Origin of the sequence: Gallibacterium salpingitidis, from assembly GCF_030517105.1 — a bacterium.
GTDB lineage: Bacteria > Pseudomonadota > Gammaproteobacteria > Enterobacterales > Pasteurellaceae > Gallibacterium > Gallibacterium salpingitidis.
The window spans coordinates 2,113,765-2,138,492 of the sequence record NZ_CP103875.1; the positions used below are offsets into that span (position 1 = coordinate 2,113,765).

At 37.2% G+C, this 24,728-nt stretch carries 18 protein-coding genes; 12 read left to right on the plus strand and 6 right to left on the minus strand.

Annotation, left to right across the window (positions count from 1 at the left end; translation table 11 throughout):
- The first annotated feature begins 126 nt into the window (after positions 1-126).
- The 3 genes from cpxR (at position 127) to NYR30_RS10135 (ending at position 3,910) form a co-directional block, all read left to right on the plus strand.
- Entirely contained in the window at positions 127-846 is a 720-nt protein-coding gene (gene cpxR / locus NYR30_RS10125; protein WP_066112335.1) for an envelope stress response regulator transcription factor CpxR, read from the plus strand.
- Positions 847-934: 88 nt separating this feature from the next.
- Complete coding sequence (gene cpxA, locus NYR30_RS10130; protein WP_066422174.1) at positions 935-2,353, plus strand: envelope stress sensor histidine kinase CpxA; 1,419 nt, start codon at positions 935-937, stop codon at positions 2,351-2,353.
- Positions 2,354-2,497: 144 nt separating this feature from the next.
- Positions 2,498-3,910 carry an alanine/glycine:cation symporter family protein gene (locus NYR30_RS10135; protein ID WP_066105816.1) on the plus strand — a complete coding sequence of 471 codons (1,413 nt, stop codon included), beginning with the start codon at positions 2,498-2,500 and terminating at the stop codon, positions 3,908-3,910.
- 74 nt (positions 3,911-3,984) lie between these two features.
- Here the strand turns inward: NYR30_RS10135 and prlC are convergent, their stop codons facing one another.
- On the minus strand, positions 3,985-6,030 hold the full coding sequence (prlC, locus tag NYR30_RS10140) for an oligopeptidase A (RefSeq protein ID WP_066112328.1): 2,046 nt from the start codon (positions 6,028-6,030) through the stop codon (positions 3,985-3,987).
- Between the two features lie 210 nt (positions 6,031-6,240).
- Between prlC and NYR30_RS10145 the strand changes: the two genes are divergently transcribed.
- Positions 6,241-7,074: a MurR/RpiR family transcriptional regulator gene (locus NYR30_RS10145; protein WP_066105792.1), complete on the plus strand. Its 834-nt coding sequence runs from the start codon at positions 6,241-6,243 to the stop codon at positions 7,072-7,074.
- 80 nt (positions 7,075-7,154) lie between these two features.
- On the opposite strand, the gene NYR30_RS10150 is transcribed toward NYR30_RS10145, so the two are convergent.
- A complete protein-coding gene (locus tag NYR30_RS10150) occupies positions 7,155-9,059 on the minus strand; it encodes a bifunctional 5-dehydro-2-deoxygluconokinase/5-dehydro-2-deoxyphosphogluconate aldolase (protein ID WP_066112325.1) in 1,905 nt (634 codons plus the stop codon).
- Positions 9,060-9,401: 342 nt separating this feature from the next.
- Between NYR30_RS10150 and iolD the strand changes: the two genes are divergently transcribed.
- The 3 genes from iolD to iolG are packed head-to-tail and all read left to right on the plus strand — an operon-like array spanning position 9,402 to position 13,285.
- Positions 9,402-11,336 carry a 3D-(3,5/4)-trihydroxycyclohexane-1,2-dione acylhydrolase (decyclizing) gene (gene iolD, locus NYR30_RS10155; RefSeq protein WP_066112323.1) on the plus strand — a complete coding sequence of 645 codons (1,935 nt, stop codon included), beginning with the start codon at positions 9,402-9,404 and terminating at the stop codon, positions 11,334-11,336.
- A gap of 31 nt (positions 11,337-11,367) precedes the next feature.
- A complete protein-coding gene (gene iolE / locus NYR30_RS10160) occupies positions 11,368-12,264 on the plus strand; it encodes a myo-inosose-2 dehydratase (protein ID WP_066422175.1) in 897 nt (298 codons plus the stop codon).
- 10 nt (positions 12,265-12,274) lie between these two features.
- Positions 12,275-13,285, plus strand: coding sequence for an inositol 2-dehydrogenase (gene iolG / locus NYR30_RS10165; RefSeq protein ID WP_066422176.1), 1,011 nt, complete (start codon positions 12,275-12,277; stop codon positions 13,283-13,285).
- Positions 13,286-13,346: 61 nt separating this feature from the next.
- Here the strand turns inward: iolG and NYR30_RS10170 are convergent, their stop codons facing one another.
- Both NYR30_RS10170 and NYR30_RS10175 read right to left on the minus strand, forming a co-directional pair.
- The gene (locus tag NYR30_RS10170; protein WP_066422177.1) at positions 13,347-14,321 is read right to left on the minus strand and encodes a 2-hydroxyacid dehydrogenase; all 975 of its coding nucleotides are present in this window, start codon (positions 14,319-14,321) and stop codon (positions 13,347-13,349) included.
- A gap of 115 nt (positions 14,322-14,436) precedes the next feature.
- Entirely contained in the window at positions 14,437-16,095 is a 1,659-nt protein-coding gene (locus NYR30_RS10175) for a putative transporter (protein ID WP_066105776.1), read from the minus strand.
- Positions 16,096-16,280: 185 nt separating this feature from the next.
- On the opposite strand from NYR30_RS10175, the gene NYR30_RS10180 reads away from it, so the two are divergent.
- Entirely contained in the window at positions 16,281-18,065 is a 1,785-nt protein-coding gene (locus NYR30_RS10180; protein WP_066422179.1) for an ABC transporter ATP-binding protein/permease, read from the plus strand.
- Positions 18,066-18,162: 97 nt separating this feature from the next.
- Here NYR30_RS10180 and hpaC read toward each other — a convergent pair whose 3' ends face one another.
- Positions 18,163-18,663: a 4-hydroxyphenylacetate 3-monooxygenase, reductase component gene (gene hpaC / locus NYR30_RS10185; RefSeq protein ID WP_066112312.1), complete on the minus strand. Its 501-nt coding sequence runs from the start codon at positions 18,661-18,663 to the stop codon at positions 18,163-18,165.
- A gap of 65 nt (positions 18,664-18,728) precedes the next feature.
- Entirely contained in the window at positions 18,729-20,327 is a 1,599-nt protein-coding gene (hpaB, locus tag NYR30_RS10190; protein ID WP_066422180.1) for a 4-hydroxyphenylacetate 3-monooxygenase, oxygenase component, read from the minus strand.
- 267 nt (positions 20,328-20,594) lie between these two features.
- Here hpaB and hpaA point away from each other — a divergent pair, with 267 nt between their 5' ends.
- The 4 genes from hpaA to NYR30_RS10210 all read left to right on the plus strand — a co-directional run bounded on the left by hpaA (position 20,595) and on the right by NYR30_RS10210 (position 24,726).
- On the plus strand, positions 20,595-21,524 hold the full coding sequence (gene hpaA / locus NYR30_RS10195; protein WP_082987465.1) for a 4-hydroxyphenylacetate catabolism regulatory protein HpaA: 930 nt from the start codon (positions 20,595-20,597) through the stop codon (positions 21,522-21,524).
- Between the two features lie 251 nt (positions 21,525-21,775).
- On the plus strand, positions 21,776-22,801 hold the full coding sequence (locus NYR30_RS10200) for a TRAP transporter substrate-binding protein (protein WP_066422181.1): 1,026 nt from the start codon (positions 21,776-21,778) through the stop codon (positions 22,799-22,801).
- Between the two features lie 62 nt (positions 22,802-22,863).
- Positions 22,864-23,391, plus strand: a complete 528-nt coding sequence (locus NYR30_RS10205; protein WP_066422182.1) for a TRAP transporter small permease — start codon at positions 22,864-22,866, stop codon at positions 23,389-23,391.
- Between the two features lie 3 nt (positions 23,392-23,394).
- Entirely contained in the window at positions 23,395-24,726 is a 1,332-nt protein-coding gene (locus NYR30_RS10210) for a TRAP transporter large permease (protein ID WP_082987466.1), read from the plus strand.
- The last annotated feature ends 2 nt before the right edge of the window (positions 24,727-24,728 follow it).

The following is a 24,728-nucleotide window of genomic DNA, read 5'->3' on the forward strand; positions in this document are numbered from 1 at the left end:
CTATTTTCTACATAAAAATTGATCTAATACGAGCAATTTTTTCAAGATTTACCCTCTTAAAATCTATTCTTAGGTATTATATTTAGATACAATAGACGCCATTTATAAAAATAGGGGACAGATAAAATGCCTAAAATACTTCTTGTTGACGATGATATAGAATTTACAAATTTATTAACTGAAGTCTTAGTGATGGAAAGTTTCGATGTTGATGTCGTCTATAATGGTGAAGAAGCGCTAAACAAGTTAGATCCAAGTTATGATCTTATTTTATTAGACATTATGATGCCAAAACTCAATGGTATCGAAACCTTAAAACAAATTAGACAAAAATATACCACGCCAGTGTTAATGCTCACAGCAAGAGGCGATGATGTTGATAGAATTTTAGGTTTAGAATTGGGCGCAGATGATTATCTATCTAAACCATTTAATGATCGTGAGTTAGTTGCTCGTATTAAAGCGATCTTACGTCGTGTTAAAACCAACTCAACCACCAATACTATCGGTACTAATATTGAAATTAATACTTCCGATGACTCCAAAACCTTACAATTCGATGATATTACTCTTCACCCAGGACGCCAACAGGTTATCTATCAAGGCAGAGATCTTGAATTAACTGGTACAGAATTTGCGTTATTACATATGTTAATTCGTAATCCTGGATTAATTCTTTCTAGAGAATTACTCTCTATTGAAATTTTAGGTAAACGCTTAACGCCTTTTGATCGTGCAATCGATATGCATATGTCTAATTTGCGTAAAAAATTACCACCAAGAAGAGATAATTTACCATGGTTCAAAACATTAAGAGGACGAGGTTATCTCTTAATTACAAGATAAATAAACTTATGGTACGTTTATAAAAATTGATAAAGCCCTCGTTTTTCATTAGAAATGAGGGTTTTATTTTTAAGTTATCGAGCTATTTATGAAAAAAAGCATAATAAAACTATTTTCTTCATTAACAGGGCAAATATATCTTTTCTTCATTCTCGTATTTTGTATCTCATTTATTATTGTCGTTTTTCTACCATCTTTTGATGCCAGAAATTATTCAATACTAAACGATAAAGAAATTAATTATTACAATAATATTGTGTTTGCGATGATGGAAAAAACGGATGCTAATAATATTTTTGAACTCCAATCACAAGTAGAATTTATTGAAAAAGAGAAGAAATTAAGATTTGCTCTTGTTAATCAAGCCGGAAAAATTCTAAACGTAAATTACCAAGACTATACAAATATTAAGGAATTTATTTCACGCTCCAACAACCCACTTTATCCACAAGAAAAACAATTCGATAATTCTGAAATTGTTGGACCTTTTTTAATTAAACTTTCTGATGGTAGCGATAAACTTTCTATATATTACGTTTATTTCATTAAGAATGTACCACCAACTCACCCTTTTATTAAGAAATTCTTTGATAATTATCTAATAATGCTGCTCGTCATTATTGTGATGACTGCACCGCTATTACTTATTCTTTCCTATCGTATCACCAAACCAATCGTGAAATTACGTAAGGCTGTCAATAACGTTGCTATGGGAAATTTCACTATCAATCCCGACTTAGAAAAAGAAGGACCAATAGAAATTCGTGCAGTAGGAAAGAATTTTAATCAGATGGTAGCTGCGCTCGAAAACTTATTAACTTCACAAAAAAGAATGTTATCCGATATTTCGCATGAATTAAGAACACCTTTAGCGAGATTAAAACTCTCTGCGGCAATTATCCGCCGTCGTCATGGCGAAACACCAGAACTTGCTCGTATTGAAATAGAAGCTGAACGTTTAGAACAAATGATTTCAGATATATTAAATATTTCTCGACAACAAATTAGCCATCATTTTGCACATAAAATTTCTCCAATTAATGATATTTGGGAAGATGTGATTGAAAATACGCATTTTGAATTAGAACAGCTCAATAAAGCACAAAATACTAATAAACATTTAATTGTTGAGAATAATATTGCTCACCCTGAACGTTATTTTATTAATGGCAATATTTCTGCTTTAGCTGGTGCATTAGAAAATATTATCCAAAACGCCAAAAAATATGGTGAACAAACCATAAAGCTCTCTTTTTCTATTGTGGATGATTACCTCAATATTTCGATTGAAGATGATGGTAATGGTATTGACGATAGTGAATATAAAAATATTTTTGAACCTTTTTATCGTGTTGATACTGCTCGTACTCGTGAATCTGGTGGTTTTGGCTTAGGCTTAGCAATTGTACTCAATACCGTAAAACAGCATCATGGTACTATCGAAGCTCAACGTAGTGAATTAGGTGGTTTATTAGTAAAAATGCAATTACCTTTATGGTTCGACTAGAAAAAAACAATTTTTGTGATACAAATTGCAAAAAAAGTATTTAATCATTAAATAATTTAAAATTCTTGTTCTTTTTATGATTAGGTTATGTTATGGTTTTGTGCATTTGCTAATCTTATAACAAAAACAAAATGGGGTTTATGAATGGAAGCCTTTCATAATCTAATCAATCAAATTAATGAGCCGCTGTGGAATATTGTTATTATTACTTTATTAGGAACAGGGCTTTATTTCACTTTATCACTCTTTTTTGTCCAAATCCGTTTATTACCACAAAGTATTCGCGAGATGCTTGGCGGTAGAAATGTCGAACGTAAACATGCCATTTCGCCATTTCAGGCTTTTGTTACTGGTCTTGCTAGCCGAGTGGGTGTCGGTAATATTGCCGGTGTATCAATCGCTATCACAATGGGTGGACCTGGTGCCGTCTTTTGGATGTGGGTGACAGCATTACTTGGTATGAGTAGTGCTTTTGCTGAATCTTCTCTCGCTCAACTATTTAAAGTTAAGGATCTTGCTGGGCATTTTCGTGGTGGTCCGGCTTACTATATTACTTCAGGATTAAAACAACGCTGGTTTGGCTGGATATTTGCCATTTCACTCATCATTACTTACGGCTTTGTTTTTAATGCCGTTCAATCCAATACCATTGCAGAAGCAAGTAATGGTGCGTGGGGTTTCTCGCCGCAAGCTGTTGGTGTTGCATTAGTTATTTTAACTGCGCCAATGATTTTTGGCGGTATTCGTAGAATTTCACGCATTGCTGAAGTACTTGTACCATTAATGGCATTACTCTACTTAGCAATGGCAGTTTATATTCTATTCAACAACCTAAGTATTGTGCCGGCAACAATAAGTTTAATTATCTCTTCAGCCTTTAATTTTGATGCCGCAGCAGGAGGATTTTTCGGTGCAGTATTCTCTCAAGCGATGATGTACGGTATCAAACGTGGTTTATATTCTAACGAAGCTGGTATGGGTTCGGCACCAAATGCTGCCGCGAGTGCAGATGTTAAACATCCTGTGAGTCAAGGCTTAATTCAAATGCTTGGTGTGTTTGTTGATACTATTATTATCTGTACCGCAACTGCCGTTATCGTATTGCTTTCCGGTGAATCCCTTACTTCTGGTGTGACTGGTGCGCAACTTACTCAATTAGCAATTCAACATCAAGTTGGTGCTTGGGGTAAAGATTTTCTTGCAGTGATCCTGTTTATGTTTGCTTTCTCTACTATTATTGGTAACTATGCTTACGCTGAGGGGAACATTCAGTTTATTAAAAATAATCCTACCGTTATTATGGTTTTCCGTATGGCAGTATTAGCGATGGTTTATTTTGGGGCGGTACAAAAAATGGCGCTAGTATGGGATATGGCTGATACCTTTATGGGAATTATGGCAATGATTAACTTAATTGCTATTTTGTTACTTTCTCCGGTGGTATGGTTGTTACTCAAAGACTATCAGTCACAGCTAAAAACAACCAAAGAACCTGAATTTAAAGTAGAAAATTACCCTGAACTAGCGAAAAAAGTTAAGCCAAATATTTGGCGCTAATCACAAGTCTTAATATACAAAAAATGGCAGATCACAATCATCTGCCATTTTTGACACTCCATTATGATCTACAACTAGCTTTCTTTAGCAATACCCTTATGACGCAATAACGCATCCAACTTCGGCTCTCTACCGCGGAAACGTTTAAACAACGCCATTGGTTCTTCAGATCCTCCTTGCGTTAAAATATTATCCAAGAAAGATTTGCCTGTTTCTGCATTAAAAATACCCTCTTCTTCAAAACGTGAGAACGCATCCGCAGATAACACTTCCGCCCATAAATAACTGTAATAGCCTGCTGCATAACCGCCTGCAAAAATATGACTAAAGCTATGTGGTGTTCTCACCCATGTTGGCACTTTAATCACTGCCACCTCACGTTTCACTTCCGCTGAAATCGTGGTGATTTGATCAGTTTTCGCTGGATCAAATTCATAATGTAAACGGAAATCAAATAGACCAAACTCAAGCTGACGCAATACAAACATCGCCGCTTGGAAATTTTTCGCCTTAATTAATTGCGCCAATTTCTCTTTCGGTAAAGATTCGCCTGTTTGATAATGTCCTGAAATAAAACGTAAAGCCTCTTCTTCCCAACACCAATTTTCCATAAATTGGCTCGGTAACTCTACTGCATCCCAAGGCACACCATTGATACCAGAAACATCACCAGTTTCAATTCTGGTCAACATATGGTGAATACCATGACCAAATTCATGGAATAACGTCGTAACTTCATCATGAGTAAAGAGTGCCGGTTTATCGCCGATTGGACGATTAAAATTACATACCAAATAGGCGACCGGTTTTTGTAATGAACCATCGGCTTTACGTTTACGGCTAATGCAATCATCCATCCACGCTCCACCGCGTTTATGTTCACGAGCGTAGAGATCAAGATAGAAACTACCTCTAACCTCATTGTTTTCATCAATTAAATCAAAGAAACGCACTTCTGGATGGTAAGTATCAACATCAAAACGCTCTACTGCCTTGATATTAAAAATACGCGAAACAACTTCAAATAACCCTGATAATACTCGATCTTCTGGGAAATATGGTCTTAACTCTTCATCATTAATGGCAAATAACGCTTGTTTTTGTTTTTCACTATAAAATGGAATATCCCAAGGTTCGAGATGATCAACAGCAAAATGCTCACGACAAAATTGTTGTAATTCAGCAAACTCTTTTTCACCTTGTTCCTTAGAACAATGCGCTAAATTTTGTAAAAAATCTAACACTTGACGCGGACTTTCCGCCATTTTGGTGGCTAAAGATAAATCGGCATAAGTCGCAAAACCCAATAATTTGGCTAATTCATAACGCAAGCTCAAAATTTCTTGCATAATTGGCGTGTTATCCCATTTACCAGCATTTGGACCTTGATCAGAAGCTCGAGTCGTAAAAGCACGATACATCTCTTCACGTAACGCACGATTTTCACAATAAGTCATCACAGGTAAATAGCTTGGAAATTCTAATGTGAAACGATAACCTGCAACCCCTTTGCTTTCAGCAGAAGCTTTTGCTGCTTGTAACGCACTTTCTGGCAAACCAGCAATCTCATTCACATCGGTAATCACTTTTTCCCAGCCCATAGTGGCATCTAAAACATTATTACTAAATTGTGAACTTAACTCTGATAAACGCGCCACAATCTCTGCATAACGCTGTTGTTGTTCTGCAGGCAAAGAAATCCCAGATAATTCAAAATCACGCAAGTTATTTTCAATCGCTTTTTTCTGATCTTTAGACAATTTTGCAAATTCTGGACTATTTTTTAATTGTAAATAAGCCTGATACAATCCTTGATGCTGACCAACCCAAGTGCTGTATTCTGATAATAATGGCAAACAAGCTTGATAAACTTCTCTCAATTCCGCACTATTCTTCACCGCATTTAAATGCGCAACCGGCGACCAAGCCTTACTCAATTTATCGTTTACTTCCGCCAATGGCAGATAAAAATTTTGCCACGTGAATTCTGTTTGTTTTAAAACTTGTTCAACAGTATCACGACATTGTTGGATTAATTGACTAATAGCAGGTTGGATATGTTCTAATTTGATCTTTGAAAATTCAGGTAATCCTTGTGGATTAAGTAATGGATTTGACATGATATGATCCTTTATAAAAAAACACGCCCCTAGTTATTGGGGATAACAATAAGATTTCAAGAGAAACATTACCTTTGATCTTACATTATTTACGCATAATTTGTTGTAGCGTTCTATATCATACTCAATAAAAATGAAATTTCCTTTTCAAATCGTAAAGTTATCCCTTAGAATATTGTCTATATTTCACTCACTACTTACTCACAGAATATGAACAAATCAATCAAAGTTGAACAATTAGAAAATCAAATTCGGGAACGTTACGACAGTTTAAGTAAACGGCTAAAACAAGTTGCTAAATATATCTTAGATAATCCAAATAGCGTGGTTTTTGATACGGTTGCAGTTATCGCAGAACGAGCGGAAGTCCCACCATCAACATTAATTCGTTTTGCCAATGTGTTTGATTTCAGCGGTTTTAATGAAATGAAACAGGTATTCAAAGAAAGTTTGATGGAATCTACTGCAGACTATAAAGAGCGTGCTGAACTCTTTCATAAAATGGATGCGGATCATACTCAACAACATAGTCCTGAAAATATTTTAGCAGTTTTCTCCCACGCCAATGCAACCGCCCTCACGCAATTAGCAACCAATATTGATACAGCACAACTGAATAAAGCAGTTAAATTATTAGATGCAGCAAATAATATTTTTATTATTGGTTTAAAACGTTCTTACAGCATTGCATGTTATTTAAATTATGCTTTACATCACTTAAATCGTCGTTCTTATATCATTGATGGTTTAGGCGGAATGTTTGAAGAGCAATTAAATCTGATTAAACCAGGTGATGTCGTGGTGGCGATTAGTTTTGCTCCATACGCAAAAGAAACACTCAATATTCTAGATTCTGTTGCTAAAGAAGGTGTAAAACAAATTGCAATTACAGATAGCCAGCTTAGCCCATTAGTCAGTTTTAGTGATATCTCATTTGTGATTAAAGAGGCTCACATTAACGGCTTTCGTTCACAATGTTCGACAATGAACTTAGTGCAAAGCCTAGCGATTTCATTAGCTTTCCAACAGGAAGAAGAGGCTTAAAAATTGAATTATCTGCAAAAAATAACCTAACCTCAAAAAGGTTAGGTTATTTCATTTACGCTTCCACTTAAAATTAACGACTAACCACGATATTTCTTCCAAAGATGAATTAAGCGACGATATTTTTCTGAAACTGCTTTCACTAATGCTTGATCATCTAACTCATTCGCTAGCCATTGTGCAGAAGGCTCACCAAAAATGGTTCTACCCACCGCAAACCCTTTCACCATTGGAGCTAATGCTGCTTCTTTGAAAGTTGCATCAAATACACTTTCTGGTGCATCTAAACCAAGAATTAAAATACCGCGACAATATTTATCGTTAGCATTAATAACTGCGGTTAATTGCTGCCAAGTAATTGACGTCATTCCCGGAAGTTTCCACCAATCTGGTTTAATACCTAATTGATAAATATGGCGCACAATATCTACATAATAGGCTTCATTTTGCTCCATATCTTTTGGCAAAATGATTTCGAGTAATAACTCATGCCCTGTACGGCAACACGCTTGATAAACTTCTAATAATTTATGATCTTGGCGTTGTTTAATACTGTCATTATCATTTGGATGATAGAAAGTTAAACATTTCACGACGTGCTCTTTCGGCCAAGAAATTAATTGGCTACCTAAATCACCATGTTCTAATTCCAATGGACGAGAACCCGGTTTTTCAATCGGACGTCCAATCCACCATTTCTTACCAGTAATCGCATTTAACGCATCTTGTCCATAAGTCGTATCCGCTAAAATGCCTGCGTGTCCTTGATAGATTCCCTCTTCTTGCGCAGTCTGTTCTGCCGCTTGCAATAATAATTGTTTAAGCTGTGGAATACGTTTCACATCTGCGCCGCACTTCGCTGCCATCTCTTCTAATTGCATACGGTGATCAAAGGCAAAAATACAAAGATTTTCCCACTGCTGTTTACGGGTAGTCACACGATGTAAATGATTCAACGTACTATCTAAATCTGGACGAGGTACCGATTCTGCTCGTGATAGATAATCATCTAATTCCGCTTTTGTTGGCATTGCCGGCGCACAACCATGACGAGAAACCACTAACGCTCCACATGCATTAGCATAACGACAGGCTTGTTCCCATCCTTCACCATTGACATAACCACGCAATAAACCTGACATAAAGGCATCACCAGCGCCTAATACATTCAAGACTGCAACGCGTACACCATAAACATTTAAACCGCCATCAAGATCATTAGGGATTTCACCTTCAAAAACAGAACAACCCAATGCACCACGTTTACATACTAAAGTCGCTTTCGTAAATGTACGCACATTCTTCAATGCAGTTAACGTATCTGTTGAACCACCGGCAATATGAAATTCTTCTTCTGTTCCCACCAATACATCAAAATGGTGTAAAACTTCTTGTAATGATTTAGTTACTGCTGCTGAGTCAATATAACGAGTTTCACCATCACCTAAAGAAGTTAATCCCCAAAGTACTGGACGATAGTCAATATCCAATAAACGTTTGGTGCCATTACGCCCTGCATACTCTAATGCAGTCAATACAGCGTGGCGAGTTTTCGGATGTGATAAGTGTGTACCAGTAATCGCCAGCGCTTTCGCAGAAGCAATATACTCTTCACTAAAGTCATCTGCCGTAATTGCCATATCTGCACAATTATCACGATAGAAGATCAATGGAAATGTTTCTGTATCTTTAATGCCTAAGATAACTAACGCCGTTAAACGCTCTTTATCTGTAATTAAATGGCTAGTATCCACTCCCACACTTTGCAATTCCTCACGTAAAAAGCGCCCCATATGTTCATCACCAACACGAGCTAACATTGAAGATTTCAAACCTTGAATTGCAGTACCATAAGCAACGTTACCAGATGAACCGCCTAAATATTTGGAAAAACTACTTACATCTTCTAAACGAGAACCAATTTGTTGTGAATATAAATCCACTGCAACCCGTCCTAAACAAATGACATCTAGCGTTTTAGACATTTCCTGCCTCCTAAAATCAGTATTGCTTTGCATTTAAAGAAAATAAAAAATCTAATGAATTTAATTTTAGAATAAAAATTTCAATTTTCCATATCTTATCATCTTTTTTGCGAGAAAGATCGCAAAATTTTTTTCACTTACTATCAAAACTATATTTTTTCTGACTAATACATATAAAGTATGCGGCTATTTCTTCCTCAATCATCAACAAATTTTTTTAAAATAGTTGATCCACCTCTCAAAAATGAAATTTATATTTCATATTTCGTTTTATTGAAAAATTTTTTGAGTAGAATAACCACAAATCAATCTTAATTGATACGATTCATTAAGGAGAGGTAAATGAAAACTCAACGTCTTACAGTTGCCCAAGCGCTGGTCAAATTTTTAGATAATCAATATGTCGAAGTTGATGGCAAAGTGACTAAGTTCGTCAAAGGTATTTTTGGTATTTTCGGACATGGTAACGTACTCGGTTTAGGTCAAGCATTAGAACAAGATAGTGGTGAGTTAATTGTTCATCAAGGTCGTAATGAACAAGGAATGGCGCATATCGCTACAGGTTTTGCTAAACAAAAATTAAGAAAACAAATTTATGCTTGTACTTCTTCTGTTGGTCCAGGTGCAGCAAATATGATCACTGCTGCGGCAACTGCAACAGCAAACCGTATTCCTTTATTACTCTTACCGGGTGATGTGTTTGCTACTCGCCAACCCGATCCAGTGTTGCAACAGATTGAGCAACCTTATGATTTAAGTATCAGTACCAATGATGCTTTTCGCGCCGTCAGTAAATATTGGGATCGGGTTACTCGCCCAGAACAATTAATGAGTGCTTGTATCAATGCAATGCGTGTGCTTACCGATCCAGCTGAAACTGGGGCTGTGACTATCGCATTACCGCAAGATGTGCAAGCAGAAGCCTATGATTATCCTGAATATTTCTTTGCAAAACGTATTCATCGTATTGAAAGAACACCAGCAACCGCAGCAATGTTGGCACAAGCCGTTGAATTGATTAAGAGTAAGAAAAAACCATTGATCGTTTGCGGTGGTGGTGTGCGTTATTCAGAAGCAGCTCAAGAGCTTAAAGCTTTTGCTGAAACCTATCAAATTCCATTTGCAGAAACTCAAGCAGGAAAAAGTGCTATCGTGGCAAATCATCCATTAAATGTTGGCGGTGTTGGTGAAACTGGTTGTTTAGCTGCAAATTTATTAGCAAAAGAAGCTGATTTAGTGATTGGTATTGGTACTCGTTATACCGACTTCACCACTTCATCTAAATGGATTTTCCAAAATGAAGAAGTGCAATTCCTCAATATTAATGTTGCTCGTTTTGATGCTTATAAACTTGATGGAGTACAAGTAACCGCAGATGCCAAAGCAACTTTACAGCAATTACAACCATTACTTGCGGGCTATCAAGCACAATGGGGTGAACAAATTGCAACTGCAAAACAACAAATGGCAACAGAATTAGATCGTGTTGCACACGTGACTTATGGTGAAAACTTTGTGCCTGAAGTGAATGACGCTTTACCAAATCGTGACAAGATTTTTGCCGAGTTTATTAAATTAACTGGATCCTGCTTAACACAAAGTCGTGTCTTAGGCATTTTAAATCAACAACTGACCGAAAATGATATTATTGTGGCAGCGGCAGGTAGCTTACCGGGTGATTTACAACGAGTATGGCAAGCAAAAGGCGAAAATACCTACCATCTTGAATATGGCTACTCTTGTATGGGGTATGAAGTAGCGGCTTCTTTAGGTGCCAAACTCGCCGAACCAAATAAAGAAGTTTATACCTTATTAGGTGATGGTTCTTATCTAATGCTCCATACTGAACTAGTTACCGCGGTTCAAGAGCATAAAAAAATCAATGTAGTGTTATTCGATAATATGACTAATGGTTGTATCAACAATCTACAAGTTGGTCATGGTATGGATAGCTTCTGTACCGAATTCCGTTTTAGAAATCCAAATACTAATAAATTAGATGCAGGCTTTATTCCAATTGACTTTGCAATGAATGCAGCAAGCTATGGTTGCAAAACCTATACCGTTCGCAATGAAGAAGAATTGCTTGCTGCATTAGCAGATGCAAGAAAACAAACAGTTCCAACTTTAATTGATGTAAAAGTATTGCCGAAGACAATGGTTCACGGTTATGGCAGTTGGTGGCACGTTGGCGTTGCCGAAGTTTCCACTAAAGAACGTGTACGCCAAGCTTATGCCAATGCGCAATTACGCATCAATGAAGCTAGACGTTATTAATAATTAACTTATCTTCCAGTAGGAGAAACTTATGAAAGCAGAAAACGTAAAACTTGGTATCGCACCAATTGGTTGGACTAACGACGACTTACCTGAACTAGGCAGCGAAAATACCTTTGAACAATGTGTAAGTGAAATGGCACTTGCAGGTTATCAAGGTTGTGAAGTAGGTAATAAGTATCCACGCGATATCGCCGTATTAAAACATAAGTTAGATGTACGTGGCATTCAAATCTGTAACGCTTGGTTTAGTACATTTTTTGTTGATGGTAAAAAAGAAGAAACTATCAAGGGTTTTATTGAACACCGTGATTTTCTCCACGCAATGGGCGCAAAAGTGATTGGTTGTTCAGAACAAAGCCGCAGTATTCAAGGGCAAAAGAAAGCCATCTTCAAAGAAAAAACCGTATTCACCGATGCAGAATGGCAGCTTATCGCTGAAGGCTATAATGAATTAGCGAAATTAGCGGCTGAAAAAGGAATGAAAGTTTGCTTACATCATCACATGGGTACAGGTATTCAAACTCCAGCTGAAGTTGATAAATATATGGAAATCACTAACGATGACGTTTATTTACTCTTTGATTCAGGTCACCTTTACTATTCAGAAGGTAGCCAAAAAGCGATGTTAGATGTATTAGAAAAATATATCGATCGTATCGTTCACGTTCACTTAAAAGATGTGCGTGATGAAGTAGTTGCTGAAGTGAAAGCGAAAGATCTCAGCTTCTTAGAAGGAGTGAAAAAAGGAACTTTCACCGTTCCAGGTGACGGCGTTATTGATTTCAAACCAATTTTTGAGATCTTAGAAAAACACAATTACAAAGGTTGGATGGTCGTAGAAGCAGAACAAGATCCTGCACTAGCGAATCCATTCGAATACGCCTTAAAAGGTCGTAAATACATTAAAGAAGTTGCAGGTATTTAAGGAGTCTATGATGATTAAAGTAGGGATTATCGGTGCTGGTCGTATTGGTCGTGTCCATTCAGAAAGTATCAGCAAATATGTGAAAGGAGCTGAAATTAAAGCTATTTCTGATATTAAAGTAACAGAAGAATTGCAATCTTGGGCTGCAAGTATGGGGATCCCAAATGTTTACGATGATTATCGTAAAATTTTGCAAGATCCAGAAATTGATGCAGTATTAGTTTGCTCATCAACTAATACTCACGCACCAATCTCAATTGAAGCGGCTCAAGCAGGAAAACACATCTTCTGCGAAAAACCAATCGATCCAAACAAAGATAAAATCCGTGAAGTGCTTGATGTAGTTGAAAAAGCTGGTGTGAAATTCCAAGTTGGTTTTAACCGCCGTTTTGACCACAACTTCAAAGCAATCAAAGATCGTGTTGTTGCTGGTGATATTGGTGAACCACATCTTATTCGTGTAACTTCTCGTGACCCAGATGCGCCACCAATCGAATATGTAAAAGTTTCTGGCGGTCTATTCTTTGATATGACGATTCACGATTTCGATATGATTCGCTACTTATCTGGCAGCGAAGTAGTGGAAGTATATGCAGCAGGTGGCGTGTTAGTTAATCCGGAAATTGGTAAAGCTGGCGATATTGACACTGCCGTAATCACGTTAAAATTAGCCAACGGTGCAATCGGCGTGATTGATAATAGCCGTAAAGCAGTTTATGGTTATGACCAACGTGCCGAAGTATTTGGTTCTAAAGGTGCAATACAAACTCGCAATGATACAGACTCTACTGCAGTTTACTCTTGCGAAGCTGGCGTGATTGCTGAAAAACCAAAATATTTCTTCCTTGAACGCTATATGCAATCTTTTGCTGATGAAATTAAATGCTTTGTGGATTCTATTGTTAATGACAAACCAACATTAGTGAATGGAAATGACGGCTTACAACCAGTATTAATCGCATTAGCAGCGAAAAAATCATTGGACGAAGGCCGCCCAGTGAAAATTAGTGAAGTAGCTTAATTAGTCATTATTATTAGACTTACCCCGATATGGCGAACCTATATCGGGGTTTATTTTATGTTTAGGCAACCTCGCGATTAACCAAATTTTTCTTTGGTTTTTCTGGTTGTAACGCAGCAATGAGATTTTCAACGGCTAATTCCGCCATTTTATATCTGGTTTCAAAAGTAGCTGAACCAATATGTGGCGCTAACACAACATTGGATAATTGCAATAATTCAGAGTCCATTGGCAACGGTTCTTGCACAAAGACATCCAAACCTGCTGCTCGAATTTGCTTTGTTTTTAATGCATTGATCAACGCCTGCTCATCAATAATTTTACCGCGTCCGCCATTAATTAAGATCGCGCTCGGTTTCATCAAACTTAATTTTTCTTGATTAATCAAATGTTCAGTTTCTTTTGTTAATGGCAAGGTAATACAAACAAAGTCCACCTCTTTTAATAATTGCTCTAGCTCGCACCATACAGCTTGATATTGTTGATCTACTTCTGGTTTACGATGACGGCTGTAATAAAATACCTGCATATCAAAGCCTAGATAAGCCCGCTTCGCTACTGCTTGTCCAATATTCCCCATTCCGATAATGCCGATTTTCTTATGATGAATATCAACACCAAATAAAGATTGATCAACACTTCTTTTCCAGTGTCCTTGATGAATAAAATCAGATACTTCTACAATTCTTCTTGCGGTTGCCATCAACAACGTAAAAATCAAATCAGCGGTAGTATCAGTCAATACATCTGGCGTGTGCATCAAACGAATCCCTTTCGCCGTTAACTCTGTTACATCAAAGTTATCATAGCCAACAGAAATGGTAGAAATCGCTTTTAAATTAACTGCTTTCGCTAAACGATCGCCTTTAATATCAACTCCTGTACCAATTACACCTACCGCAGTGGGTAATGCAGCTAAAAATTGTTGCTCATTATTCTGATCAATTTTATGGAAAAAAATGACTTCAAATTCCTGTTCTAAACGAGCGCGAAGTTCGTGAGCAATAGGCGCATATAGAATTACTGTTTTTTTCATACTATTTCCTCTTTGTGTTTTAGCATATTGTGTCATCCTATCACTTAATAAATATTTGAAATAGACAAAAAATAACCTAGCACATCGGCTAGGTTATTTCTCATTATGTTGTCATTTAAATGGCAAACAGCAATATCGCTAACAACTGCGGTGAGATAATCCGTAAGAACATTACCAACGGATATACAGTTGCATAAGAGAGTGCCGCTGCACCGCTTTCTTCTTTCATTGCATTAGCAAAAGCTAACGCTGGCGGATCAGTCATTGAACCGGCGAGTAAACCACAAATAGTAAGATAGTTTAACTTGCCATAAATTCTCGCGATGATTCCTGTTATAAAGAGTGGAATAAAGGTAATAAAGACACCATAAAGCACCCATTCACCACCATCACCATCAATCAATGACTCTAAGAAATTACCGCCTGATTTTAAACCAACCACAGAAAGGAATAAGACAATCCCAATTTCCCGTAATGCTAAGTTAGCACTTGGCGGCATAAACCAATAAAGTTTACCGATACTACCGATTCTCGCCAAAATTAATGCAACTACTAACGGACCACCCGCCAACCCGAGTTTTAATGCTACTGGGAAACCAGGAATTTGTACTGGAATAGAACCGAGTAATACCCCTAAACCAATCCCAATAAAAACTGGCAACATTTGTACTTGTTGTAATTTTTGTTGTGCATTACCAATAATCGCAGTAACGGCTTCAATCGCATCTAAACGTCCAACAAGGTTTAACACGTCCCCGAACTGTAAACTGGTGCTTTGACTTGGTACAAGTTCTACCCCAGCACGATTTAAACGAGAAATTACTACTTCATATTTTTGATGAATATTTAAATCACGAATTTTCTTACCAAGCACCTGTTCATTAGTAACTACCACACGCACAGTACGTAAATCTGTACCACGAGTTGTTAATAATTCACTTCCTGCCAATTCACCAACAACTAATTGCACACGATGCAACGCTGCTGGCTCACCGACTAAATGTAAGTAATCATTTAACTGAACAATGGTTTCATCTTTTGGCACTAACAAAGTATCGCCGCGTTTTAAGCGAGAACAAATCACTTCTTTTACTTCTAATCCCGGTATTTCACCAATGCGTAAGCCTTCAAGATTTGGGTTGGTCACTTTAACATTGATCGCACTTAAAGTTTCCTTGTCGTGATTCATTTCGCGTTCAAATGCTGCGGCTTCTTGATCAATCTTGATTTTGAAGAATAAGCGCACTAACCACATAGTGAGCAAAATACCACAAATACCAAATGGATAAGCCATTGCATAAGCAGTACCCATCGTTTCAGTAATATTGGTAAAACCTAATTCAGCAAGAATTTGTTGCCCTGCCCCTAATGATGGCGTATTAGTTACTGCACCTGAGAAAATACCGAGTATTACAGGTAATTCCAAACCAAATAGTTTGTACATAACGACCACTAACACCGCACCTAAAAAAACGATCATCATGGCGAATAAATTGAGTTTTAAGCCAGATGATCGTAGTGAAGAGAAGAAGCCCGGTCCAACTTGAATCCCTATGGTATAAACAAAGAGAATGAGACCAAATTCTTGCACAAAGTGCATAGTGTGCGCATCTAAAGTGATGCCATATTGTGTAGTGAAATGGGAAACTAATATTCCGCCAAACAATACACCGCCGATACCAAGACCGACGCCCCTAATTTTCCAGTGTCCTATCCATAATCCAAGTACAGCAACTAATGATAGGAGACTGATAGTGATAGCAATATCACTCATACAACTACTCCTTAATAGTTAAAAAATAAAACTGCGCAAAATTATAGTGCTTTCTTTTTGGAAAAAAACTGAGAAAAGGCAATTTTTGCTAAATTTTTTCGAAATTTTTTGCTTAAATTGTTGTCTGTAGGCAAAATAATAAGCAACGTTGTATCAATTACTTAGCAAATTTAGGTTTTAACAGAATGGATTTAGTTTCAGAAGCAGTCACTTCTCTTGTTTGGATACTCAAAAGTCTAGTTATCAGCAGTATTTGTTTTTGTTTAGCTCTCACCTTATTGATTAAATTTACCCGTTGGGGACATCAATTTTGGCAACTAACCAAAACTTATTTTCTTGGTAAACATGGAGTGGTGCCGTTAATTACTTTCACCATTATTGTATTTTTAACGCTCTTGTCTGTGCGACTCGATGTAATCTTTTCGCAGTGGTACAACAATATGTATAAATCCTTACAGGATCTAAATGAAGAAGCGTTTTGGCAACAAATGATCTTCTTCTGTATCATCGCCGGGATCAATTTAATCAATGTACTAGTGATTTATTTTGTAAAAAGTAAATTTAATATTCACTGGCGGGAATGGCTTAACAGCAATTTTCTCGATCGCTGGCTCAGCAATCAAAGTTTTTATAAAACGCAATATACTTACAACCAATTAGATAACCCTGATCAACGTATTCAACAAGATATTACTGCTTATGTCGAAAACTCAATGAATTTCTCTACCGGCGTCATTAGTGCGACTGTATCCATTGTCGCCTTTACTGGAATCTTATGGAATTTATCTGGACCAATGACCATTGCTGGTTTTGAAATTCCACATATGATGGTGTTTTTAGTATTTATTTACGTTTTGATTACCAGTGTGTTCGCATTTAGATTAGGGCGCCCATTAATCAAACTTAATTTTGCTAATGAAAAACTTAATGCGGATTATCGTTACTCATTAATTCGTATCAAAGAATATGCGGAAAGTATCGCCTTTTATGCCGGTGAAAAAATCGAACGAATTCTATTAAATGATCAATTTAGAAAGATTATTGATAACGTGTGGAAGCTCGTTTACCGTACATTGAAATTATCAGGCTTTAACTTAGTCGTCAGCCAGGTTTCGGTCGTCTTTCCATTTATTATCCAAGCACACCGTTTCTTCTCTAAACAAATTACCTTAGGTGATATGGTACAAACTGCGCAAGCATTTGGACAAGTTCACTCTTCGCTCTCTTTCTTCCGTAATAGTTATGACGCCTTTACCGAATATCGTGCAACTTTAGAACGGTTAAGCGGTTTTACTGCGGCAATTCAAACTTGCCAGCAAAGCAATGTAGCACAAATTGCCCACAATACAGACGACGTTATTTTTGATCAACTATCCGTTTATAACGCCGAAGGGAAAACACTATTAAAACAACTCAATTTAACCTTAAAAACAGGGCAACGTTTATTAATCCAAGGGCCTTCCGGTGTAGGTAAAACCACATTATTGCGAACAATCGCTGGTTTATGGTTATATTCAGAAGGGAAAATTCAGCGCCCAGATGAAGCATTGTTCTTATCTCAGAAAAGTTATCTACCGCAAGGGACTTTACGTTCAACCCTATATTACCCAAATACTATTCCTGACAATGATCAAGCGCGCGCAGCAGAAATTTTAAAATCGGTACAATTGGCACATTTAATCGATAAATTAGATGAAGAACGCGATTGGACTAAAATTCTATCCTTAGGTGAACAACAACGTGTTGCTATCGCACGTTTATTGCTGGCGCAACCAAAAGTTGCTTTCCTAGATGAAGCGACTTCTAGTATGGATGAGGGGTTAGAATTTGCAATGTATCAATTGCTAATAGAACGTTTGCCTAATACGATTTTAATCAGCGTTGGTCACCGTTCAACCTTACATCAACATCATTCCGATCTACTTACCTTATTAGGCAATGGCGAATGGCAAGCTAAAACAATCCATTAATCACAACAAATAACCTTATATGTTTCCTATATAAGGTTATTGCAGACTGCTGACAAACCTATACCTCTAAAGGTTTGTCAGCAGTCTGTATTTATTACTATTTCACTACTTGGAATGTTCGGTTGAAATAGACTAAACCTTGTCCCTCATGTACATCGATCTGATCTAATGTCACTAGAAATAATGAATGTGTTCCGACTTCATGCACTGTAGTAATTTTGCCATGTAAATTAGACAAAGAACCTACTAAAGCGGGCGCATGTCCCGGTTCGCACTTCGCTTTCCAGATATCCATTTTAAAGCGATCTTCCATAGAACTATCACGCATACCAGCAAAATGACAAGCTAACTCTTCTTGCTCTGCGGAAAGAACATTAATACAAACCTGTTTATTTTGTTGGAATACAGGATTCATTTGGCTATTACGATTTACACAAACCAACACCGTAGGAGGTGTATCCGTAATCGAGCAAACCGCTGTTGCCGTAATACCACAAGTTCCCGCTTCACCATGCGTTGTAATAATATTTACCGCAGCAGCCATCTTTGACATTGCATTACGGAAATTTTGTTGTTCTGGGGTCAAGGTTTTCGACATAAAACACTCCTAACGTTCAGGATAAAAGAAGGTATGTGATCTTTGCTCACATACCCTATACATCATTATTTGCAGAATTTATTAAGGTCACCGAGCATATTGATATCATCTGGGTTAGTCAAGTGCGGTACTTTCCAACCGTTTTCATCGTAATCTGCCAAGCATTGATCCACAAGATCAAAGCATTTTTGCAGAATGCCATTAGCAGTTGATTGTCCAAGCACTTGTAAGCGTACTTCTTCTTGGCTACCCGCATAGTTGATTTCATAAAGCTCGTGACGTCCACCAAACTCTGTACCAATAGCATCCCAAAGTAATTTTAAGATTTTAATACGTTCACGATATTCAATATTGTTAGAACCACGAACATATTTTTCTAGGTATTTATCAATATCAGGGTTCTCAAAATCTAATTTGTGTGACGGTAGATAAATTAAGCCGCTAGTTACGGTTTGTTCAGCAATCTTCTTCACTGCTAAATAAGCCATTGGCGCCATTACACGATAGGTTTGAATCGCCGGTAAGCTTGGCATACGGCAGCCACTTTCCCAAGAGAATGAGTTACCATACATTGCATCTGTTAATGACCAGAATAAATTACGCCACGCAAGAATTTCACCCATTTGCGCCGCTACACCGCGGAATTCAATTACCCCAGTACATTGCAACGCTTTATGAATAATTCCTGATAAGAAATCCAATTTAACTGCTAAACGCGTACAAGCTTGCATTGGGAAAAGTGTTGCGAAGCCTGCATATTGTGCCCATTTACGACAACGATCAAAATCTTTATAAATCAAGATATTTTCTTTTGGAATAAATACTTTATCTAACACCAAAATCGCATCGTTTTCATCAAAACGGCTAGAAAGTGGGAAATCATACGGTGAACCTGTCGCACCAGCAGCTAATTCATAAGAGTGGCGACAAATTAGTTTCACCCCTTTTGCGTCCATTGGTGCAATAAACATCATCGCAAACTTTTCGTCAGAACCGATAATTTGTGCTGAACCAAAACCGATGAAATTATAGTGAGTTAATGCAGAGTTAGTTGCCACCACTTTAGCGCCACTAACGATAATACCATCTTCTAATTCTTCTTCGACTTTAACGTAGACATCTTTTACTTCATCAATTGGTTTATTACGATCGATCGGTGGATTAACAATAGCGTGGTTAAAATAGAGACAAGATTCTTGAATACGTTTATACCACTCACGTGCATTATCCGCATAAGGACCATAGAAGTCTGCATTTGCACCTAATGATGTGCCAAATGCCGCTTTATAATCTGGTGTTCTACCCATCCAACCATAACTGAGTCTAGACCAAGCAGCAATCGCATCACGTTGCTCACGTAAATCTTCTGCGGTTCTTGCATAACGGAAGAATTTGTGTGTATAACCGCCATTACCGGTATCCGTTTCCCAACATAATTCATCTTTACTTTTTGGATCATGTAAGGCGTCATAAAGTTTAGCAATTGATGCTGCGGCATTTCTAAATGCTGGGTGAGTCGTTACATCTTTAACACGTTCACCATAGATATAAATTTCACGCCCATCACGCAGACTTTCTAAATATTCTTCACCAGTAAAAGGACGATTTTTTTCTTTTCGACAATCATCTGGTCTTTTATGTTCATAACGATTTTGGTTGGTCATGGCAGTCACTCCTTAATAAAGTTTTTGGAAGTTTTACCCCCTATTGGGTAAGTATTAACATTTATAGAGGAGAAAATGTGTTATTAAAATGTAATTTTTAAGTTAAAAAATGTACTTTTCTGTTATTTTACTGTTTTATAAATAAAATGTGAGTTAGATCTCATTTACTTGGGTTAACGGCTTCTTTACCTACAAAATAATGATAGAATTAATCCGTTTCCTTTTGTTCTGTTATTTAATGTTCAATAAATTTTTGAGGCTTCATTTATGCGCATTTATGATAAGAAAAGTTTTATTACACTATTAGATGACTCTAAAAATGAAGCTGTCAATATCGATATAAATCTCACTTACGGCGCACCAAAAGATGGGTCGCAAATTCATTATGAATCCTTTGAGAAATTACGGATTTTCTATGGGCAATTTTCGAAATTGCATTTTCACGATCGTTATTTTCAATTGCACTATTTAACTAAAGGTTCAATTTACTTACAACTTGGTGAAAATATTTACTCATTAAAAGCACCTTGTTTTATTTTAACATCGCCATCGGTACCTCATAGTTTCTATACAGAACTTGATACCGTAGGGCATGTCTTAACAATTCCGCAACAGTTTATTTGGGATTTACTCCGTTCTATCCAGCAAAACAATAACTATTTCCACCCGCTTTGTATGGAATTAGATAAAAACAGTCATGAAACAAAAGAGATGGAAACGATTTTGGATAAAATCGTTGAAGAGTACCAAGATAGCCGTGTAGAAAAACATACTATGTTGCGACTCTATACTAAGATTCTATTTATCAATATTGCGCGTTTAAAAGAGAAAAATGTACAAGTTGCCAAGAAATTACCGGTAAAAGGCGGTGATATTGATATGTTCAACCAATTTAACCAATTGATTGAACAGCACTTTAAAAAGAATTGGGTCATTTCTGAATACCTAACACATCTTTGTATTAGTGAAAGCCGTTTGAATGTATTGTGCAAAAAATTTTCTGGGCTTTCACCAAAACAAATTATTATTGAACGCCAATTACAAGAAGCTAGATTTAAATTGTTATTTACCCAAGATTCGATTAGCAAAATTGCCTATGATTTAGGATTTAGCGACCCTGCTTACTTTTCTCGTTACTTTCAAGCTCGTGTTGGCGTATCACCAAAAAGATTTCGCGATCGAGATCACACATCATAAAAACTCTTCCTGTTGAACAGGAAAAGTACATTTTTTTACCAGAAAAGTACATTTAAACTTTGTTAAAAATCCATTATAAATTTTAACAATCTTAATATTTTTTTAACTATAAAGTATTAAGATGAGTTTTGACCTTTATGCCTGTTTTCTAAATTGTCTTAACGATTTTAATAATAACTACTCTGCTTGCTTCTATGGTTTTAGGCAAGTGTTCATGCAACACCTCATATTCGTAATGGAGATGACCTACCATGAAAAAAACGACATTATTAGTCCCTATCTTAGCTCTTTCAGCTGCAACGCACGCTTTAGCTGCAGATAAAGTTACATTAAAAATTGGACACTTTTTACCGCCACTATCAACCATTCACCAACATATTCTTACTCCATGGTGTAATGATCTGAATAAAGAATCTAATGGTCGCATTGAATGTCAGCTTTATCCATTAAACCAACTCGGCGGTACTCCAGCACAACTCGTTGACCAAGTTCGTTATGGAGTGGCGGATATTGTCTGGACAGCGCCTGGCTATTCTGCTGGACGTTTCAAAACTATTGAAGCTTTGGAAACACCTTTCCTGCTTCCTAACTCTCGTGTAGGCAACAAAGTTGCATGGAAATTCTTTGAAAAATATTCCAAAGATGGGGAATTTAAAGATTTCAAAGTGATCAGTGTGCAAACTGACGGTGGGGTAACTTTCCACGCCAATAAGCCATTGGACAATGTTAGTGACCTTAAAGGAATGAAACTCAGAACACCTACTCGTTTAGCCTCTCAAGTAATGAAAGCGCTTGGCGGTGAAGCGATCTCTATTCCTCCATCACAAGTTGCAGAAAGCATTTCTAAAGGAATGGTTGACGGTGCTATGGGTGCATGGGAAGTTGTACCACCATCTAAACTAGATGAAGTAACCAAATATCACGTGTTGCCAGAAAATGGGCAACCTTATCCAACAGTTACTGTATTAATGTTGTTAATGAATAAAAACAAATACAACAGTATGCCGGCTGATCTAAAAGCAATTTTCGATAAATATAGCGGTCCAGCGATGGTTGAACGTATTACTAAAGCATGGGAACAAGCCGAAAAAGACGCTATTGAGAAAACTTTAGCCGGTAAAGGTGTTATTGCTAAATATGACGCAGCGAAGATCCAACAAATGCAAGAAATGACAAAATCTGTCACTGCACAATGGATCAATGACGCAAAAGCAAGCAAAGTTGATGGGCAAAAATTGATCGATGACATTAAACAAATGGTTAAAGAACAACAATAAAACTATCAATAACTTTTCCTAATTTTTCGCCCCACATTCACGCTGTGGGGTAGGAGGATACAATGAGTGAAACATTGTCTGTCAACCACATTCCTATTCTAGTTGATACTCCTGTAGGTCGTGTTCTCTATCAGATTGCTAGAAAATTAGCTCTACTTGGTGGTTTTATCTTTTTAATCCTAATTGCCATTTCGCTCTACTCTTTAGTCGGAAGAAAATTAGGCTTCGGTGGTGTCGTTGGTGATATTGAACTGGTTCAAGCTGGCAGTGCCGTCGCAGGTTCACTATTTTTACCGTTTTGTACCATTATGTATGAACACCTAAAAGTGGATTTCTTTACGATGAAATTGCCTAAAGCGATCCAAAACAAAATGGATGCTTTAGCGGATCTTGCACTGTTTGCAGTGGCTATTTTATTAGTGTATCGAATGATATTTCAAAGTATGGCGTTATATGACTTCGCCGAAGTCACAGCATTAATGTCAATTCCTGTCTGGGTGCCTAATATGTTAATGCTCCCTGGATTCATTCTAATGGCACTTTGCTCTCTCTATTACTGCGTCGTACACGCTACGAGAAAAGAGGTATAAATTATGATGAGCGGTGTAGAAATGGGAATTGTGGGATTCCTTATCTTATTAACTTTATTACTTATCCGTATTCATATTGGGATCGCGATGTTTTTAGCCGCCGTAGGTCTATATTTATACCTGGGGCAAGGAGATGCCAGTATGTTGATGTTTACCTTAAATGGTTTAGTTTATGCTCGCTTATCCAATTACGATTTAGCTGTTATTCCATTCTTTATTCTAATGGGACAATTTGCCCTAAATGGTGGAATGTCTAAAGCACTATTTAAAGCTGCCAGCAGTTTTATCGGTCATTGGCGAGGCGGTTTAGCTATGGCGGCGATTGGTAGTTGTGCAGCATTTGGCGCTATTTGCGGTTCTTCCCTTGCTACTGCAGCAACAATGGGGCAAGTTGCGTTACCAGAACTTAAGAAAAGAAAATATTCTGGCGCATTATCCACTGCTACTTTAGCAGCTGGCGGTACTTTAGGCATTTTAATTCCACCTTCCGTACCATTAATTATCTATGCCGTATTAACACAAGAATCTATTGGAAAATTGTTCGTTGCTGCCATTATTCCTGGATTATTAGCAATGCTAGGCTATGTATTAGTCGTCAAAATTCTAGTATCAATTAATCCAGACGCTAGTCCAACTGCACAAAAAATGCCATTTAAAGAAGCATTGAAAAGTCAATTCCAAGTTATTCCAATTTTTATTGTGTTCTTAATTGTCATCATCAGTATCTATGCCGGTTGGGCAAATCCAACTGAATCAGCATCAATTGGTGCGGCAGCTTGTGGAATCATTGCTTGGTTAAATGGCGGATTAAATTGGCGTGGTGTTCTCGACAGTATTTTAGGAACAGCAACAACAACAGCGATGATCTTTATGGTGCTGATCGGTGCCGATCTATTGAACTCGAGTTTAGCCATTACCCAAATGCCAAATCAATTAGCCGCTTGGGTAGTTGAACAACAATTTCCACCATTATTAGTGCTACTAACCATTTTATTAATTTATCTATTCTTAGGTTGTGTAATGGATTCTCTCGCCATGATCCTTCTCACTATTCCTATTTTCTATCCAATCATTATGGGATTAGATTTCTGGGGATTAGGTGCACAAGATAAATCGATTTGGTTTGGTATTTTAGCCTTAATGGTTGTGGAAATTGGCTTGGTAACGCCACCAGTAGGAATGAACCTCTTTATTATCAATAAAATTGATGGTGAAACCTCGTTAGGACAAACCTCAAAATGGATTATGGCATTCCTCTTATCAGACTTTATGCGTATTGCTTTAGTGACCGTAGTACCAGTTTTAGCGTACGGACTCGTACATGTATTTAAATAAGG

What these genes read in the sequence shown, in the direction of transcription:
- iolE (WP_066422175.1), top strand. Translation starts at nt 11,368, where the DNA reads ATGAAAGCAGAAAACGTAAAACTTGGTATCGCACCAATTGGTTGGACT.
- NYR30_RS10205 (WP_066422182.1), top strand. Translation starts at nt 22,864, where the DNA reads ATGAGTGAAACATTGTCTGTCAACCACATTCCTATTCTAGTTGATACT.
- NYR30_RS10210 (WP_082987466.1), top strand. Translation starts at nt 23,395, where the DNA reads ATGATGAGCGGTGTAGAAATGGGAATTGTGGGATTCCTTATCTTATTA.
- cpxA (WP_066422174.1), top strand. Translation starts at nt 935, where the DNA reads ATGAAAAAAAGCATAATAAAACTATTTTCTTCATTAACAGGGCAAATA.
- hpaC (WP_066112312.1), bottom strand. Translation starts at nt 18,663, where the DNA reads ATGTCGAAAACCTTGACCCCAGAACAACAAAATTTCCGTAATGCAATG.
- NYR30_RS10170 (WP_066422177.1), bottom strand. Translation starts at nt 14,321, where the DNA reads ATGAAAAAAACAGTAATTCTATATGCGCCTATTGCTCACGAACTTCGC.
- cpxR (WP_066112335.1), top strand. Translation starts at nt 127, where the DNA reads ATGCCTAAAATACTTCTTGTTGACGATGATATAGAATTTACAAATTTA.
- hpaB (WP_066422180.1), bottom strand. Translation starts at nt 20,327, where the DNA reads ATGACCAACCAAAATCGTTATGAACATAAAAGACCAGATGATTGTCGA.
- NYR30_RS10145 (WP_066105792.1), top strand. Translation starts at nt 6,241, where the DNA reads ATGAACAAATCAATCAAAGTTGAACAATTAGAAAATCAAATTCGGGAA.
- NYR30_RS10180 (WP_066422179.1), top strand. Translation starts at nt 16,281, where the DNA reads ATGGATTTAGTTTCAGAAGCAGTCACTTCTCTTGTTTGGATACTCAAA.
- NYR30_RS10175 (WP_066105776.1), bottom strand. Translation starts at nt 16,095, where the DNA reads ATGAGTGATATTGCTATCACTATCAGTCTCCTATCATTAGTTGCTGTA.
- prlC (WP_066112328.1), bottom strand. Translation starts at nt 6,030, where the DNA reads ATGTCAAATCCATTACTTAATCCACAAGGATTACCTGAATTTTCAAAG.
- NYR30_RS10200 (WP_066422181.1), top strand. Translation starts at nt 21,776, where the DNA reads ATGAAAAAAACGACATTATTAGTCCCTATCTTAGCTCTTTCAGCTGCA.
- NYR30_RS10150 (WP_066112325.1), bottom strand. Translation starts at nt 9,059, where the DNA reads ATGTCTAAAACGCTAGATGTCATTTGTTTAGGACGGGTTGCAGTGGAT.
- iolD (WP_066112323.1), top strand. Translation starts at nt 9,402, where the DNA reads ATGAAAACTCAACGTCTTACAGTTGCCCAAGCGCTGGTCAAATTTTTA.
- hpaA (WP_082987465.1), top strand. Translation starts at nt 20,595, where the DNA reads ATGCGCATTTATGATAAGAAAAGTTTTATTACACTATTAGATGACTCT.
- iolG (WP_066422176.1), top strand. Translation starts at nt 12,275, where the DNA reads ATGATTAAAGTAGGGATTATCGGTGCTGGTCGTATTGGTCGTGTCCAT.
- NYR30_RS10135 (WP_066105816.1), top strand. Translation starts at nt 2,498, where the DNA reads ATGGAAGCCTTTCATAATCTAATCAATCAAATTAATGAGCCGCTGTGG.